Source organism: Terriglobia bacterium (assembly GCA_036496425.1).
GTDB lineage: Bacteria > Acidobacteriota > Terriglobia > 20CM-2-55-15 > 20CM-2-55-15 > 20CM-2-55-15.
The window spans coordinates 1-17,429 of record DASXLG010000111.1 but is presented as its reverse complement, the minus strand read 5'-3'; the positions used below and the strand labels follow the sequence as shown (position 1 = coordinate 17,429).

The following is a 17,429-nucleotide window of genomic DNA, read 5'->3' as shown; positions in this document are numbered from 1 at the left end:
GTTCTGCGGCCTCCGGATAGGGGCCGACCATGCTGTCTTCGTAGCGGGATTCGAACTTGTGCGTATCCCGCGCCAGCGTTTCCAGATCGGCGACACCGAAATAGCTCGCGCCCGCGGCGAACACGTCGTGGAAAACCAGCGCGCACAACGTCGTGTATCCGCCGGCGCTGCCGCCGCGGATGGCCATGCGTTTGCCATCGACGTCTCCGCGTTTCTCCAGATATCGCGCGGCATTGATGCAATCTTCCACGTCGACAACGCCCCAGTTCCCTTTCAGTCGCTCGCGATAGGCGCGGCCGTATCCGGTGCTGCCGCCGTAATTCACATCCACCACTGCGAAGCCCCGGTTCGTCCAGTACTGAACGGAGAGGCGAAGCGCCGGACTCGTTGCGCTCGTCGGACCACCGTGACCGATGACCAGAAGGGGCGGCCGTTCGCCCTGCGGCCCGGCAAAATCCTTGTTTTTGGGGCGGTAGAAAAGGGCGTAAGACGTCAGGTCATTCGAGGTTGGGAACTCGATCGCCTCAGGCTCCGACAGGTGCGCCGGGTCGATATTTATTTCGAGACTGCGTTTCAGGACGCGCGTGTTCTTATCACCCAATCGGAAGGCTGCGACTTCGGCAGCCATGGTTCCGGAAGCGGCCGAAAAAAACAAGGTGTCCGCGCCGTCGGACCGGATGCTGCTGAACGCGGTATGCGGCAGTTCGAGCTTCGTTCTGGTCGAAGAGCGCGTGTCGAGCACGGCAATGTATTCGAATCCGTTTTTGTCGACGATGCAGGCGATACGGCCGCCGGAAAGAAATGCATATCTGGAATAGCCAAAGACCCATTGGGGCACGCCGATTTCAGCGTCGATCTCAAAAATCGGAACGACCTGACCGGCAATATCGGCGTATAAATTCCACCAGCCGGTCCGATCGGAAATGAAGTACAGCGAACCGTCGGCGGCCCATTCCGGTTGAAAGACCGATTCGGCCGCGGAGCCTGCAACAGCACGCGGGTTGGAGATCCAGCCGTCGGGACTGAGATCGCCGGTCCAGAGTTCGGTTCCGTCCCACGGCATCTGCGGATGGCGCCAGCAGGTCCATGCGAGCTGTTTGCCGTCGGGACTGATCCGCGGGAAAGAATAGAAGTCATAGTCGCATGCGATGACGTGAGGTTCGGCCGAACCGTCGGCAGGCAGCGCGACAAGCTCATTCACAGCCTCGCGTCCGGGCTCGTGCCGTTCCCTGACGCAGACGATGGTTTTCCCGTTCGGCGTGACGCGTCCATCGGCGTATCGCAGGCTGCCCGGCTGCGGCGGCTCCGGCGTGATGGCTTGCGGCGCCGTATCCGGACCCAACCGGTAGAGCCGCTGATCCTTGAAGTTCGAGAAAAAGACCGTATCGCCGTGAACGAAATAGGCGCCGCCGCCATATTCGTGCGCGCGCGTCCTCGCATTGTACTCGCGGGGCAAGCCGTCTGAAGGCGATCCGCTCGCAGGACACCGCACGATAACGACGCGTCCCGCTTCGTCGGGCCGGCTCTCGAGCCAATACAGGTTGCCGTTTGAAAACTGAAGCTCGCTGAATCCGATCCCGGACGAGGTTAGGAGCCTGCTCGTAATCGGAGATTTCCAACAGCCAAAAGGCGCAGTAGTCGTCATGCTGCGAATGCCTTTGCCGCTGCCGCGACAGTGAGGTCCACGTCCTGCTCAGTGTGGGCCGCGGAAATGAACGCTGCTTCGAACTGCGATGGAGGCCAATAGACTCCCTGTTCCAGCATCGAGTGGAAGAAACGATTAAACCGGTTCGTATCGCAAGTCCTGGCGGATCCGAAATCGAACACTTCCTTGTCCGTGAAAAAAACCGTGAACATCGAACCGGCGCGATTCACCTGCACAGACACACCGGCCTTCGAAGCGGCGTCCAGAAGCCCCTTTTCCAGCCGCGCACCCAATAACTCCAATCCGGGGTACGGATTTTCTTTCTTAAGCCGCCGCAATGTTGCAAGGCCGGCCGCCACAGCCAGCGGATTGCCGGACAACGTTCCGGCCTGATAGATGGGCCCGGCGGGAGCGACCTTGTCCATAATGTCCGCCCTGCCGCCATAAGCACCCACGGGAAGACCACCGCCGATCACTTTCCCCATCGTCGTCAGGTCCGGCGCGATGCCGTACACTTCCTGGGCGCCGCCGAGAGCGACGCGAAAGCCGGTCATCACCTCGTCAAAAATCAGAACAATGCCGAGCTGTTGTGTGATATCGCGCAGGGTCTTCAGATAGCCGCCGCGCGGAGGCACGCAGCCCATATTGCCGACTATAGGTTCAACAATGACGCAGGCAATCTCGTTTTTACGGGCCGTGAGTTCGCGAGTCAGAGCAGCCGGATCATTGAACGGCAGCACCGTTGTGAGTTCGGCCAGACCTGCCGGCACTCCCGGGCTGTCGGGCAGGCCGAGGGTCGCGACACCGGAGCCTGCTTTGACGAGAAGGCTGTCGCCGTGGCCGTGGTAGCAGCCGTCGAATTTGACGATGCGTTCCCGTCCCGTATATCCACGGGCTACGCGTATGGCGCTGAGCGTTGCTTCGGTGCCGGAATTCACGAGGCGTACTTTGTCGACGGACGGCACGATGCTGCAGATCAACTCGGCGATTTCAACTTCCCGTTCGGTGGGCGCTCCGAAGGATGTACCCACTTCGAGCACCTCGCCCAGGGCTTTCAGAACCTCGGGCGGCCGATGGCCGAATATCAGCGGCCCCCACGATCCGATGTAATCGATGTATTCCCCGCCATCCACATCCCAGATATGCGAGCCGTTTCCACGTTGAATGAAAATCGGCTTGCCGCCCACGGCCCGAAAGGCGCGGACGGGCGAATTCACTCCACCCGGTATTACTTTTTGCGCTCGACTGAAGAGTTCTTCGGACCGGCTCATAACATCTTTGAAAGTTCGAGGGCGTAGTACGTAATGAGAATGTCGGCGCCGGCGCGTTTGACGGCCGTCGTTGTTTCCATGATGATGCGCTCCCTGTCGATCCATCCGGCTCGCGCGGCGGCTTCGATCATGGCGTACTCGCCGCTGACTTGATACGCGGCCAGCGGCACGTCGAACTGTTCCCTGGCGCGGGCGATGATATCGAGATACGAGAGCGCGGGTTTCACCATCACGATGTCGGCGCCTTCATCGATATCGAGAGCAATTTCCCGAAGGGCCTCCCTGGCATTCGGGGGATCCATCTGGTAGCTGCGGCGGTCACCGAACTTTGGGGTGGCTCCGGCCGCTTCACGGAACGGACCGTAGAACCCGGAAGCGTACTTTGCCGAATACGCCATGATCGGCGTGTTGCTGAATCCCTCCGCATCCAGAGCCTGGCGGATTGCCGCGACGCGGCCGTCCATCATGTCCGAAGGCGCAACCATGTCCGCCCCGGCGCGTACATGGCTGACGGATGAATCGGCCAGCAATTTCAAAGTTGCATCATTCTGCACATCGCTGTGCTTGATGACGCCGCAGTGCCCATGGGACGTGTATTCGCACATGCAGACGTCCGTGATCAGCAGCAGATTCCGGACGTTTTCGCGGATCGCGCGAAGCGCCGTCTGGATGATGCCGTTCTCGTCATAACAGTCCGAGCCGACATCATCCTTCTCTTCAGGGAGACCAAATAAAATGATGCCGCCGATACCGGCCTGCTCCGCCTCGCGGGCGATCTTTACTGCATTGTCGACTGAGAGATTATATTGCCCGGGCATCGAACTGACTTCCGTGCGGATGTTTTCGCCGGGGCACACGAAAATCGGGTAGATCATCGATTCGGGAGACAGTCTCGTTTCCCGGACAAGGTTGCGGAGGCGCTGGGTGCGCCGCAACCGGCGCATGCGATGTACCGGGAATGCCATCAGTTCAGAAGAGTCTCTCCCCAGGCCTCATCGTCCCGAAGGATCCAACGTCCTTCAACGTGAACGAAAACAGGAAACGGCTCTCGACGCGGGAGCCGATATTGTATTGGCTGACTTCGAAATTGAGGCCGAAACAGTTTGTATTATAGCCAACCTCGGCGGTCGATCCCTGGAAAAGTGAATGGAGAACGTCATAGGAAAAACTGACAGCCCCGCTGAATCCGGGTTTCAAGCGGTTTCCGTAGCTCAGACTGGAGCGGATTTCGTCGTTCGGAACCTCGATCGAGCTGGAGTGGGTATAGAAATATGAGATGCCGCCGGTAATCAGTCCCCGATTGGCGTTGCCGATAACGCCGACGTCGCGGACGATGTGATACTGGGTATCGTAATCCACCTCGACGTCCTCCGAGGTGTTTGGCGTGGTCGCGAGACGCATTGTCGATACGATTGGCGAAAACCGTCTCGGACCATCCAGGAAGGAGAACCCGGAAAGATTGAGCACCGGCGCGAATACGTTCCGCTGGCCGGGAACCACGGCGCCGCCGAAGGTCGGATCCAGGAAGTACTTCTGCGCGATCTGCCAGGAAAAGATCTCGCGTTTCGAGAACAGGCGGTTCGTGAAGCCGTATTGGACTTCGTTGGTGTGGGTGACGAGATCGACGTTATCAACGGGGATCGTGTTCCGGAATCGATCGGCTCCGCTGACGTAGTTGTAATCCACAGCCGGTTCGAAAACATGCCGCCAGTTCCCGAAATCACGTTCCAGTTGCGGGCCGACGAGATGCGAATTGTAATCGACGGAAAAGCGATTGAATCCGCCCCCGAGAGTCGTTTGCGACGCGAGCGATCGCCCATAAGCGCTTTCTTCAAAGCCCAGGCGATGGCTCCAGTCGAAAAGATTCGACCGGATAACCGGCAATTCGAACGACGGGTGAAGATCCAGGCGCGGGACATATCCCGTATTGATATTCGCATCGCGCCGGGCGATGCCGGTAAAACCTGAATCGGCATCGAAATAAAGCGGTACGCTCCCCAATCGACGGTCTGGAACACCGAACTCTATGCTCGGAGCTTTCTGCAATACGACGGTCGGGTCGGGCGTGTAGAACACACCGTCACGCAGAAACAGAAGGTTAGAACTGAGATTCGGCGTGTTTTTGCTGACAAACGCCACGGAGTTCGTGACGGGCGAGGAGATCAGGTTCAGTCCATCTTCATAGACCTGCCGGAAAACGAACGAACTGACCACATTCATGTCGGCGGCGCCGCGATAGCCATTGCCGAGTTCCCCAAACGCCAATACCCGCGCGCTTTCCCCGCCCTGCCCAAGCTTGTCGTGCGCAAGAAAAGTTTCCACGCGTATTGCCGAGTTCTTTTCCGGGGCGGCGCGGAACGCGAAGCCCGCAGCCGGGCCGCGCAGGCTGAAATATTGCCCGGTAATTGTGAGGTCCGCGCTTCGATTGATCGCCCAATAAAACCCTTCGTGGATGGCGCGGCCTTTCGTCGTGGAAGTAGAAGTCGACGGAATCAGGAATCCGCTCTGCCGCTCGCGATCCGAGCTTATCTTGATATAAGGCATGTAGAGGATCGGCACATTTTCCAGCCGGAAGACGGAACCGTCGGAGGTTATCGCTTCATGCGGCTTCACCACGGCCTTCGCGGCATCCATCCGCCAGCCCTGGCGTTTCTCGTCGCAGCACGAGCTGAACGAGGCCTTCTCCAGCCTGAAGATACCGTCCTCCGTTCGATGCGCCGTAGCGGCTTTGATATAGAAACCCGGGCCTAATTCGCCGCTGACGTTGGTGAAGTCGCCTTCCTTGGTGTCGACATGGACTGAAACGTGGTCCCCGGTCAGGTGCTCGTGTTCGTGGGTATAAACAACGTGACCGTCCGCCTCGACGATCTGGGTATCGTCGTTATAGGTCATGTCGTCGGCCTCGATTTTCATATCGCGGTAGGTGGCGACAACGTGCCCTTTCGCGTGCGAAATATTCCCGTCCCGGCTCTGGGAATCCGCGGCCACGATATTAAGCTGGTCCTGTTGTGACCCTAGGACCAGGAGAATAGCAATGGCGAACTGCAACACAGCCTGAGTATGCCAAACATGGAACGGAAGTCGAAGCGCACAGTCATTTCAATCGAAGAATGCCAGCCCGAATTTGACTTCGAGGAGGCGGAGCACTCGCCAGGTTTTACATTTCCGGAATATCAGCGTGACGTCATCCTGCCGAGGATCGCCGCAGGCGTTATCGATCTCGCGCTTGTCGGCGCCGTTTATATGCTCTTTATAGCGGTAACAATCTTCGAGATGCCGGACAATTTCACGCCGGATAAGCGGGTGCTTGGCATATACGTCCTGAGTTACTTCGCGCTGGTCGCGGTCTACTTTTTTCTCTTCATGTTGAGCGGGAGCCAGACCCCCGGTATGAAGCATCAAGGCCTTATTGTCGTCAATAACGAGGAACAACCGCTCGACGCAGAGCAGGCGTGCATGCGCGGGTTCGGATATCTGATTTCAATTCTGCCCGTTTTGCTTGGATTCCTCTGGATGCTGATCGATCCCGAACACCTCACCTGGGCGGATAAAGTCTCCGGCACGTACGTAAAGAAACTTTAAATTCGCGGCAACAAACTGCCCGTTTCCGGTGTCTATACTTGGACAGGGTGGGAGGCAAACGTGATGGCAGGTTTGCTGGCTGCGTTTCTTTTTCTGACGTTTCAAGGACAGCTCGCGACCTCTTCGGTCAGCGGCACAGTCGTGGTGGCCGGCACGAGCACTCCCATACCAAAGGCGCACGTGACGATCCTCGGGCCGCAAGTCGTCCGGATCGACTCGGACGATAGTGGCCATTTCGCAGTTCGCGACATCCAGCCTGGAAAATATCGGATCGCGGTTGCAGCCGACGGTTATATGCCGGGGCAGTACGGCCGGCGCATCGGCTCCGGCCCGGGAAGCGAAATCGATGTTGCTTCAGGCCAGGAGAGAAACGACATTATCGTCAATCTGATTGCGAAAGGCTCCATTTCCGGACGCGTCTCGAATGCCAATGGAGATCTGATCCCCAACGCGCGGGTCCAGCTTCTGAGGTATACGTATCAGGACGGCCGGCGCATTCTGATTTCGGCGAACAATGCAATGACGGACAGCCGCGGCGAGTATGGATTCGTGTCGCTCGCGCCCGGCCCATACGTCGTGAGCGCCATTCCTTCGGAAAATGCGAACGCCCTGCCGGTTTATTTTCCTGGCCTGACCGACATTTCGAGCGCCTCAACAATCGATCTGCCTTCGGGGCTGGCCATGAGCGGAATCGATATCCGCCTGACGGATGTGCGCCCCCTTCGTGTCCGGGGCCAGGTAATAAGCGCCTTAACCAACCAGCCGGCCGCGGGTGCATCGGTCACCCTGGTGCCTCGCCGCGGAACGGTGTCGACCGGATCGACACAGCGTGGGGTTTCGGACGCCGGAGGCGCATTCGAATTCAATCGCATGGCACCAGGCTCTTATGACGTTGTCGCCAGTGTCAACGGCAATGGTGAGCGGCTGGCAACGGCTGTTCCCATCGACGTTGCAGCCAACGACATCGATAACATCAGTCTTGTGCTGCAACCGCAGTTCATGATCACGGGGCGGATCACGATAGACGACCCAGCAACGTCTTCCGGCATCGATCTGAGCCGCATTCGTGTGGAATTGCGCCGGGAGCCGTTCACTCAGGAGTTGCTGATCCTCATTCCGACGGTCGCCGCCGATGGAACGTTCACCATGGCCGGGATCACGCCTGGCGATTACGCACTCAAAGTGACTGCCGGATCCCGCGCATATGTGAAGTCCGCGCGCTTCGGCGGCATCGACGCATTGAATCCTCCCTTTCATATCGATGCGGGTGCGGGCGAACTTGACATTGCCGTCAGTTCGAACTCCGGCTCGCTCGATGCGATCGTATTCGACGACAAACAGAGTCCGATTCCGGACGCGACGATCGTTCTGGTTCCGGAGCCGCCGAAGCGAAACCGTACCGATCTGTACGACGCGCTCGGTACGGATGCCACAGGCCATGCTCATCTCACCGGTCTCGCGCCCGGGGATTACAGGATCTTTGCCTGGGACGATATTCCGGCGGACGCCTGGCAGGATTCAGACTTCATCCGGCCTTACGAAAGCCGGGGCATACTCATCCATGTCCTCGAAGGCAACGCAGACACGGTTCAGCTGGACCTGATTTCCCGTCCCTAAATGTAGCCGCGGGTTCAGCCCGCGTTAGTTGGAGCATTGCCGCCGGCTGAAACGAGCGCGGGCCGAAGCCCACGACTACATTAGAATAGATGCATGGAGAACTTTGCGCTCATCGCGCTAGTCGAGAGTCTTCGGCCGGCCATGAGCGAACTCATCATCCGCCGGGTGATTCAGCATCACCCGAGCGGGTTCATTCTGCAGACGCGGTCGGTTAAGCTGCCGGCGATCAAGATTGTCGCGGACATGCAGCGGCCGGTCCTGTACCCATCCGAAAAACGGCCGCTGCAGGAGTCGCCCGGAACGGATTTCCTCATGGTGCTGCGCAAGCACCTGACATCGGCCGAAGTGACCGGCTTCAGCAAACGCCTCTCGGAACGTATCGTCGAATTCAGTTTCAAAACGGCGGTGCCGAGCAAGGAACTGGAAACGATGTCGCTCATCGTCGAACTCCTGCCGAATGCGCCGAACCTGATCCTGCTCGATGCCGAACGCCGTGTGGTTTCGTCGTTTCTGGATCTTACGCCGCAACATGGGATCGGAGAATACGACACCTACGCCTATCCGGCGCAGGGCGAAAAGCTGGAGCTTGAACGCATTCTGGAAGATGACCCGCCGCCATTGAACGACCTGACGGCAGAATCGCTGATCTCGCGGGTAGCAGGCATCGGTCCGGTATTCGCACGCGAACTTGCGCTGCGACAGAAGAAATCCGGAAAGGGATGGCTTGATGAAATCCGAACCTTGCTCGAGCAGGCCCGCGCGCCCTCACATGCGGCCTGGCTCTATACCGAACTGCCTTTGGGTCACATCCTCGAACAAAACGATCTGCGGCGGCTGCAAAAGGCGATTCTGAGTCCGATCGAACTGGAATCGCTTTCAAGAACCCACAGCGCCCGCCTTTTCGTGAATATTCTGGAGGCCACCCGTTTTTATTACGACGAGTTCGAGACTCGAACACTGCTCGAGCAGGCAAAGCTGCCGATCCTCCGGGATATGCGACAGGTGTCGAAGCGGTTTGCGGATCGCGAGAAGCGGCTGGTGCGGGAACAGCAAAAGTATCAGCAGGCAGAGGGTCTTCAAAAGACAGCGCAGATGCTGACATCCAGCGGAAAGGATATGGAGCAGCATTATCCATCCGTGAAGGTCACCGACTATTTCGGAGAACAGCCCGCCACCGTTGAAGTTGATTTGGACTCCGCGATCAGCTTGCGCGAGAACATCGAGAAGCTTTTCAAGCAATATCAGAAAGCAGGCCGTGGCAAGTCGATTGTCGCGAGGCAACTCGGAGAACTCCGAAATAAGAGAGCCACGATCGAGGAACAGACGAAGAGACTCGAAGCGATCAAGGACTGGGACACGTGGATGGCGATTTCAAGCAAGATTCCCGTCAGGGGCGCGCCTCCGGCCCCTCAAAAAGAAGCCGGTACGGCGTCTGGCAGGCGCTTCCGGAGCATTGAGATCGATGGACGGGAAGTCCTCATCGGCAAAGGCGCGAGAGAGAACGACGAGTTGACCTTTGATATAGCTGCTCCGGAAGACTTCTGGTTCCACGTTGCGGATTACAGCGGCTCGCATGTCGTGGTAAGAAATCCCGTCAAAGATAAAAATCTGGATGAAACCGTCCTGGTCAAGGCCGCACAACTCGCAGCCTATTTCTCGCAGGCAAGAAATTCGTCCAAAGTCGAAGTGCATTACACGAAGCGTAAGCATGTCACAAAGGTCCGCCGCGCCAAACCAGGCCTTGTCCGGCTGCTGGAATTCAAATCGATCAAAGTCGAACCGAAGAACTGGCTGGAGTAGCCTGCTGCCCTGTCAAATCATCATGTACGACGCGGTGTTATAGCTCAGGCCCAGCGTGATGATCTTCTGAAGCAGGTGCGGATATTTCAGCCCGGAGTGGGCGGCGGAATCGGCGAAGTCTTCATTCAAGGCAATCTGCGGGTTTGGATTCGCCTCGAGCAGGTAGAACTCGCCGTCGTTCGTCATCCGATAGTCCAGTCGCGCATAGCCGCTCAGGCAGAGATGCCGGTAGATTCGTTTCGACAGCAGCTCCAGTTTCTGCTGCAAGTCCGGTGTAAGCTCCGCAGGTTTAGTAACCAGTCCGACTTTTTTCTGGTAATCCGCATTCCACTTCAGCCTGCCCGTCGCAATATTCAGCGCGCCCTCCGGCAGATTATTGATAACCAGCTCCCAGGGCGTGTAGGTCTGCAGCTTGCGGTTGCCGATAACGCTGACGTAAATTTCGCGTCCTTCGATGTATTGCTCAGCGATCGCATGACTGGACGTCTGGCGGTGAATGAATTCGACTCGCTCGGCCAGCTTGGTGTCGTCGGTGACGACCGAAGCCTGGGCAATTCCCACCGAACCTTCTTCGATCACCGACTTTACAAACAACGGGAACTTGAGCCGGCGCGGGCGCGCAACCTTTTGCCCCATTGGGAAAACGGCGAATCCGGGCACCGCGACGCGATGGTACGAAAGGATTTTTTTAGTCAGCGCCTTGTCGTGCGCCAGCGTCAGGCCTCGCGGGTTGCACCCCGTATAGGGCTGTTTTAGAAGTTCCAGGTAGCTGACGACATGCTGATCGAACAGGGCGTGGCCTTCGAAATCCTCCAGGAGATTGAAAGCGATTTGAGGTTTATGTTCTTCACGCGCGTTCGCGATGACCGCCAGATCGCTTCTCAGTCCAACAGGATAGACATCGTGTCCCATGGATTTGAGGGTCGAGATGATGTCGTATTCGGTTCTCCAGAGCTGCTTCTCTTTCTCCACGCCGTCGGGAATGGCATCGGGAGGCATGAGCTCCTGCGAGACCAGGACGAGTATCCGCAATTTTGTTTTTGGTCTGAAGCTCACAATGGAATCCGGTGATATCCGGTTCGCAACACCTGCATGACCTGCATGGTCAGTGTCACGAGGATCAATTGTCGAGCTTCCGCCTCCGGGATCAAAACACGGAGGTTCTGCTCACGGCAGCGCACAATCATGTGTTTGACGATGTGATTCACGGTGTAGTGGTGCACACCGGTGCCGCGCGCCACGATATAGCTGATTTCGTCGCGGTGGTGCCGCAGAAATTGTGCGGCGCTCGGAGCGGAATGCCTTCTCGATTCGGGAGAAAACACGCGATATAGATTGCGTTCATGTGAAGCCGGCCAGTGGATGGTGTAGTACGCGCGTTTTTTCCGGTAATGATCGCGCAGAGTCTTGGTCAGCTTGGATAGCGGCTCCACTTCGCGATGATTGACACGGCTCGGCTTCCTGCCGGCGAGGCCGGCCATGATGTGGTCAACGTATTCCAGCTTCCGCTGCGCGCCCCAGCCTTGATACTGTCGCCGCCAGGCTTTGCCGCGTTTGAGCCAGACGGCGAACGATTCAGCGAAATCCTCTGCCGGGTGGGCCTGCGCGTACCAGGCGTCGAGGTTGAACACATAATCCCGGCTGCCCGGCTGCGGCTGGTACCACTCCGGATACGGCACGCGGTAGGAACCGAATGTATCCGTCCAGGTGCGCCGGGCATGAAGCCGGTATGCATTGTCGATCGCATGCCCCGCCTCATGGCGCAAGATTCTGAGACACTCGCCCTCGCCGGCGCCTTCGACTTCCAGCATTTGTGAGCGCTCCAGTTTCATCAGCCGGGCATGTGCCAGGTAGAACGGAATCGCGAAACCTCCGACACCATCCGGCGTAAACCACTCTTCCGACAGCCAGACGTGCGGCCGGAACTTGAGCGACCGCGTCTCCAGCTCACGATAGAGCTTCTCAATACGTTGTTCTAATTGGGTGCCGCGAATCCGTAAAGGAAGATCGCACAACCGCATGTCGAGAAGCTGCCGGTCGGTCAGGCGGTCCAAACGAAGTGCCACAAAACTATTGTAGATGTTATGATCGTGTTAGGAAAACTGCATGCTTGCAACCCGTATCCGTCAGAAGGACGGCATCTTCTATTTTGTCTCTTTCAAAGCAAAAGACATTCTGAACCGCGTCCGCTTCACCAGCCGCTTTTATTTCGAGGGTGAAACCATCGAGGCCGACGCCGACGTGGACGATCCGATCGCGAAATTCATCGGCAAAGTGGAACGCAGCGAGAAGGCGTTTCAGCGCTTGCTGAGCCGCAAGAAGGTCCGGGAAATCGTCAATTTTTATGAGTCCGCCGAGACCCAGCCTGCGATTCCGGGCAGTGTCCTGCTCTTTGCCGAGGACGTTCTGAAATTCCGCCCGCTGGGCCAATACGAGTCCATCGGTGATCTCGAGGATCCGAAGTCGGGTTTTCTGATTATCGATGGCCAGCACCGGCTTGCAGGACTGCAGTTTTTCGGAGCGAAGAACCCCAGTCTCCTGGACCAGATCGAGGTCCCCTGCGTGATCTTCGATGGAAAAACCGGAGACTTCGCCGCCGAAATGTTCGTCCTTATCAATTCCACCCAGACCCGGATCAATCGCTCGCATCTGATCGATCTGCTGGACCGCATCAGTGCATCGGACGACGAAACCCGCCTCGCAGCGCAGGTGGTCCGGAAGTTATATGAAGAAGATTCCTCTCCGCTGCAATACAAGATCAACCGGCTCGGCGGGCGCAGCAAGCAGGAAAAGTGGATCCTTCAGGCGGAACTCTTCAACGAGATCAAGAAACTGATCTTGCAGAACGACAAGTTTTTCATGAAGGACCTCAAGGGCAAACCGGAGCGCGCGTTCGAGCTGATCGCTGATTACCTGAAGTCGGTCCGCACCGTCATGGAACGCATCTGGGGCTCCAACGATAAATATAAGTTCACGAGCAGCGTGACGCTGAAAGCGCTGATTCGAGTGCTCGCCGATCTCACTCTCCGCGACGACCTCATGGAAAAGTGGAGAGAAAACCCCGCACCCAAGGTCTTCGAAAAGCTCCTGACGCCCTGGGCCAACCTCAAGGATGAGTTCCGGAATGAAGGTTTTTACGAACGTTTTCCGGCCAAAGGCCAGATCGAACGCGTTCGTGTGATAGAACAGCGGCTGTTACGGGAAATCGAGGCTTAGATATGTGGCCGCGGGCTTCAGCCTGCATTCGTTCCGGGACCAGAGTTCGCGAAAACCGCGATTTCTTCATCGCTCGGCCGTCGATTTTCCTCGCCGGGACTCACCCAAGCCCATTGAAATAAACACATAGAGGTGGCGAGGCGCGTGCTTAAGGGTACCGCGTGAAAGCCTTTGTCATTCATCCCGATCAAAAAAGCACGTGGAAAGCGCAACCGGGCTATCGGATCCTGATTATGGATCATGGGGCAGTGCGGCTCGATTTTCCAAAGGACTGGATTCCCGGTCTCGATTCAAAATACATCCGGATTATCGACCGCGAGCCTCCGGAGACAGAATGCAGCCTTCTGGTTTCATGCCGGACCATCCTGCCCACAATCGCGGGATTTCCCATTCGCGAATTGCTCAGCGAAGTCACCGCAGACGACGGCAGTGAGCGGCGGATACTGGAGCGCGGACCGATCTTTACTCTGTTCCGTCAACCCATGGAAGCGGCATGGCGGCAAATGCGCTTCATCGATCCGATGCGCTTTCAGCAGGCCGAAACGCGGGTTTGCCTGGCTCGCGGCGGGCGGACGCTCGCGACGATCGTCTTCGACTTCTGGACGAAAGACGAGTTGCGATTTCATAATATGTGGGCCACGCTGCTCGAAACCCTGGCCGTCGGCGATTACATCGACGACCCTGCTACAGGCCGCAGACGCGAACAACGAGGCTGAAATGCGCGATGGACCCAGGCGACCAGCTCGCATTCCGAATTTTAAAAGCTGCACGCGCAGTCCACACCACTCTTGGGCCCGGTTTCATCGAGAGCATTTATACACGAGCGCTTATCGCCGAACTCGTGGACGATGGCTTTCAGGTGGAGCGGGAGAAGACAGTCAAGATCTGGTACGGCGATCGCCTTGTCGGCAAGCACCGTCTCGACTTGGTTGTGGACGGTACGGTGATCATCGAGCTCAAGGCGAACCACAGTCTCATCCCGTTGCACATCGCACAGATGAACTCCTATCTGCATGCGACAACCTTTCCGTTTGGCCTGCTGCTGAACTTTGGCGCAACTGACCTTCAGTGGGAGTTCATTCGATCTGGTACAGGAACACCCGACAACGAGAGTTAGGAATCATCGGACTGCCATGTTAGTGGTATAGTTTGCTCGAAATTCATCTCTAAAGAGGACAGAAATTATGATGAAACTGGTTCTCGCTCTTCTGTCGATGGCGACGGTAGCGGGCAACGGTGTCGATTACAAGGCGGATCCGAACTGGTTGAAATTGCAGGAAGGCCGCACCGAAATCGGCAGCATGCACGGAACTGTGGCCGTCAGTTCGGCCAACGAGGTCTACATCAACGTCGAGGGCACGGTGCGGCAGCGCTTCGCAGTACTGGGTCCAAATCCGGGACTGCAGGTGTACTCGGCGGACGGCAAATACCTGCGCAACGTTCCGAACGCTCCTTTTGACCTGCACGGATTTGTTATCCGCAAGGAACCCGACGGCGAATACATTTATGCCTCGCGGCTCGCGGCCGGCCTGACTGCGGAAGATCAGAAGCGGGCGGGCCTGGACAAGGAGGCGGTGATCAAGATGACGTTGGATGGGAAAATGGTCATGACCATTCCGCCCTCGGCGATCCCGGATCAATTCAAAAACAAGGCTCCGGACGGACGGCCCGTCATGCGGCTGACCTCAGTCGCAGTGGCTCCGAACGGCGACATTTACGCGACCGACGGATACGCCAGCGATTACATTCATCGGTTCGACAAGAACGGAAAATACATCCAATCGTTCGGCGGCAAAATGGCGCCATACAGCTTCAGAACGATGCATCAGCTGACAATCGACACGCGATATACGCCGGCGCGACTGCTCGCCTGCGATCGTGCGAACAACCGGCTTGTGCACTTGTCGTTGAACGGTGACTTTATCGGAGTTGTCGCGACGGGCCTGCTCGCCCCCGCGGCAGTGGCGGTTCGCGGCGATTATGTCGCGGTTGCCGAACTGCGAGGCCGTGTGACGCTGCTGGACAAAAACAACGCGATCGCCGCCACGCTAAGCAGCAACACAACCGCGGATGAGATCGGGAGGAACACGACCGATCCGGCGAAATGGAAACCAGGCATCGCCAATGCCCCGCATGGAATTACGTTCGATGCCCAGGGGAATATATACGTTGCCGAATTCAGCCTCTTCGGCCGACTCCACAAGTTCAATCTGGCCAGCTAAAATTTCTCAGCCCGCCAATTGCGCAATTGGCGGCTGAGAAACCTTCAGCGTCTGGGAACCTCAGAATCTGGGAACATCAGAAAAGGATATCGTCGTCGAATAAGTCGGCCACGTCGTCCCACGCCGGCATTTGAGGCGCATTCCGGTAGGTTTTGACGATCTCGCGCACGGTTGCCAGAGGATTGGCGGATCGCAGTTGTCCAATGGTCTCATCGAGACTTTCGATCGTGTCGTCCAAAGAACGGGCCTCAGCGGGACCGTCGGTCCGCACTCGAAACCCGAACGGGCCGTCTGGAACAGACAGGACACGGTACCGTGGAGCTTCGGGCAGGAGAGCCAGTTCGTGCTCGAGATTTCTTACCTGATCCCGGAGGACCTGATTGTAGACGGCCAGCTTGTTGTCGGTTAAACGTTCGAGGTTTCCCTCTTCACGCTGGATCCATTCCAACTCGAGGCGCAGCAGCGTGTGGAGGTCATTGTTGCGGTAAGCTATGGTCAGATCCTGCATGAGGACGACCTTGCTTTCTCTGCGCGACGGATCCTGTTCAAGATCGGGATGCAGGATTTTCGCGAGTTCGCGATAGATCGTCGCGATACTTTTCTGCCGGATTTCCTCCTCCTGCCGCAGGCGCTCTTCCTTCTCCAACTGGCGTTTCGTCTTCCGGCGTGGCTTCTCAAACGAACGGGCTTCCGCTGCCTGATCCTTCATTGCGGCGGAGAACTCCGCCATCTTCGCTGCCATCTTGGCCGATACCTCGCTATCGCTCATCGCCGAATCGAAGTCCGAAAAATCCACGTCAAGACCAAGTTCGTCGATCATCATTTCCATTTCCGACCGCACCTGGTCGATCTCCTGCTGACGTGCTCGTTCGAAGTCCATTTCATGGACCTGCTTGAAGATCGCGCGCAGATCGTCGCCCTGAAGAGAGCCGTCCTCGCGGATGATTTCAAGCAACTGCTGAGCGATGACCGCCCTCAAGGCGTTCCGATCATTTTTGTTTCTCAGATGTTTCTTGGCGAGAAACGGCGCGAGCAGCCTGACGAGGTCCTTTTTCAGCTCTGTTTGACGACGCAATCGGGGATGGATGTGTTCGGCGTAATACGTGAGGGCCGCGTCGAGCCTCCCGGTTTCCTGTACGATGCGTGACCGGAGTGCTTCGACCTGGGCGACCAGCCGGTTAAAAGTGCGTTGCGCCTTGGTCAGCGGCCGCTGCGGTTGCGGCGCCAGAATCAAGCCGTCCGGTTCGCTTTTCCCATCAAACAGAAAACGTTGTGGTGTTGCCATCGGATCTCCTGCGAATTGCATTTTGTCATAGAAAGGGAAGGATTGTCCGGCGCAGGGCCGGATCTGGTCCGCAAGGCCATCGGGCCCGAAAGCAAAAAGCCCCGGCAAGCCTTGCGGCTTATCGGGGCTTATTTAATCCCGGCGACGACCTAGTCTCCCACAAGGTCGCCCTTGCAGTACCATCGGCCCTGAGAGGCTTAACTTCCGTGTTCGGGATGGGAACGGGTGTGACCCTCTCGGTACGGTCACCGGAAACTCGTATAAATCTATTGGAGATTGGATCTTTGACAACTCAATATTGATGGGCAAACGGACGAGCGCACAAATTTGTAATGATAAATCGTTACGAATTATTTCGTTATGATCAAGCCTCACGACCGATTAGTACTGGTAAGCTAAAGAAGTTACCCTCCTTACACATCCAGCCTATCAACGTGGTAGTCTTCCACGGGTCTTCAGGGTCTTGCGACCGGGAGATCTAATCTCGTGGCGAGCTTCACGCTTAGATGCATTCAGCGTTTATCTCAACCGGACATAGCTACCCAGCCACGCCATTGGCATGACGACTGGTACACTAGAGGTCCGTCCAACCCAGTCCTCTCGTACTAAGGTCAGACCCACTCAAATCTCCTGCGCCCACACTAGATAGGGACCGAACTGTCTCGCGACGTTCTGAACCCAGCTCACGTACCGCTTTAATAGGCGAACAGCCTAACCCTTGGGACCTTCTACAGCCCCAGGATGCGATGAGCCGACATCGAGGTGCCAAACCCAGGCGTCGATGTGAACTC

14 protein-coding genes and 2 rRNA genes are annotated in these 17,429 nt (G+C 57.3%); 7 read left to right on the top strand and 9 right to left on the bottom strand.

Going from position 1 to position 17,429, the window contains the following annotated elements:
- From VGK48_07730 to lptD, 4 genes are all read right to left on the bottom strand, one after another.
- Positions 1–1,645, bottom strand: a 1,645-nt coding sequence (locus VGK48_07730; protein ID HEY2381057.1) for a prolyl oligopeptidase family serine peptidase, incomplete at its 3' end; no start/stop codon positions are given.
- Positions 1,642–2,916, bottom strand: a complete 1,275-nt coding sequence (hemL, locus tag VGK48_07725) for a glutamate-1-semialdehyde 2,1-aminomutase (protein ID HEY2381056.1) — start codon at positions 2,914–2,916, stop codon at positions 1,642–1,644. The genes VGK48_07730 and hemL, both read right to left, overlap by 4 nt.
- The gene (hemB, locus tag VGK48_07720; protein HEY2381055.1) at positions 2,913–3,881 is read right to left on the bottom strand and encodes a porphobilinogen synthase; all 969 of its coding nucleotides are present in this window, start codon (positions 3,879–3,881) and stop codon (positions 2,913–2,915) included. Before hemB ends, hemL begins: the two co-directional genes overlap by 4 nt.
- A 4-nt stretch (positions 3,882–3,885) precedes the next feature.
- Complete coding sequence (gene lptD / locus VGK48_07715) at positions 3,886–5,904, bottom strand: LPS assembly protein LptD (GenBank protein ID HEY2381054.1); 2,019 nt, start codon at positions 5,902–5,904, stop codon at positions 3,886–3,888.
- An 81-nt stretch (positions 5,905–5,985) separates the two neighbouring features.
- On the opposite strand from lptD, the gene VGK48_07710 reads away from it, so the two are divergent.
- From VGK48_07710 to VGK48_07700, 3 genes are all read left to right on the top strand, one after another.
- Positions 5,986–6,498 (top strand): RDD family protein, encoded by a 513-nt coding sequence (locus VGK48_07710; protein HEY2381053.1) that lies wholly within the window; start codon positions 5,986–5,988, stop codon positions 6,496–6,498.
- A gap of 63 nt (positions 6,499–6,561) precedes the next feature.
- Positions 6,562–8,115, top strand: coding sequence for a carboxypeptidase regulatory-like domain-containing protein (locus VGK48_07705; protein HEY2381052.1), 1,554 nt, complete (start codon positions 6,562–6,564; stop codon positions 8,113–8,115).
- A 93-nt stretch (positions 8,116–8,208) separates the two neighbouring features.
- Complete coding sequence (locus VGK48_07700) at positions 8,209–9,915, top strand: NFACT family protein (protein ID HEY2381051.1); 1,707 nt, start codon at positions 8,209–8,211, stop codon at positions 9,913–9,915.
- 12 nt (positions 9,916–9,927) lie between these two features.
- Here VGK48_07700 and VGK48_07695 read toward each other — a convergent pair whose 3' ends face one another.
- On the bottom strand, positions 9,928–10,914 hold the full coding sequence (locus VGK48_07695) for an ATP-grasp domain-containing protein (GenBank protein HEY2381050.1): 987 nt from the start codon (positions 10,912–10,914) through the stop codon (positions 9,928–9,930).
- Positions 10,915–10,967: 53 nt separating this feature from the next.
- On the bottom strand, positions 10,968–11,981 hold the full coding sequence (locus VGK48_07690; protein ID HEY2381049.1) for a hypothetical protein: 1,014 nt from the start codon (positions 11,979–11,981) through the stop codon (positions 10,968–10,970).
- A gap of 40 nt (positions 11,982–12,021) precedes the next feature.
- On the opposite strand from VGK48_07690, the gene VGK48_07685 reads away from it, so the two are divergent.
- The 4 genes from VGK48_07685 (at position 12,022) to VGK48_07670 (ending at position 15,353) form a co-directional block, all read left to right on the top strand.
- On the top strand, positions 12,022–13,131 hold the full coding sequence (locus tag VGK48_07685) for a DGQHR domain-containing protein (protein HEY2381048.1): 1,110 nt from the start codon (positions 12,022–12,024) through the stop codon (positions 13,129–13,131).
- Between the two features lie 161 nt (positions 13,132–13,292).
- On the top strand, positions 13,293–13,847 hold the full coding sequence (locus VGK48_07680) for a hypothetical protein (GenBank protein ID HEY2381047.1): 555 nt from the start codon (positions 13,293–13,295) through the stop codon (positions 13,845–13,847).
- An 8-nt stretch (positions 13,848–13,855) separates the two neighbouring features.
- Complete coding sequence (locus tag VGK48_07675; protein ID HEY2381046.1) at positions 13,856–14,248, top strand: GxxExxY protein; 393 nt, start codon at positions 13,856–13,858, stop codon at positions 14,246–14,248.
- Positions 14,249–14,315: 67 nt separating this feature from the next.
- Positions 14,316–15,353, top strand: coding sequence for a hypothetical protein (locus VGK48_07670; GenBank protein HEY2381045.1), 1,038 nt, complete (start codon positions 14,316–14,318; stop codon positions 15,351–15,353).
- Positions 15,354–15,429: 76 nt separating this feature from the next.
- On the opposite strand, the gene VGK48_07665 is transcribed toward VGK48_07670, so the two are convergent.
- The 3 genes from VGK48_07665 to VGK48_07655 form a co-directional block, all read right to left on the bottom strand.
- Positions 15,430–16,638 (bottom strand): hypothetical protein, encoded by a 1,209-nt coding sequence (locus tag VGK48_07665; GenBank protein HEY2381044.1) that lies wholly within the window; start codon positions 16,636–16,638, stop codon positions 15,430–15,432.
- 136 nt (positions 16,639–16,774) lie between these two features.
- Positions 16,775–16,891: ribosomal RNA gene (gene rrf, locus VGK48_07660) — 5S ribosomal RNA — on the bottom strand.
- Positions 16,892–16,998: 107 nt separating this feature from the next.
- Positions 16,999–17,429 (bottom strand): 23S ribosomal RNA (locus VGK48_07655); the annotation flags it as partial.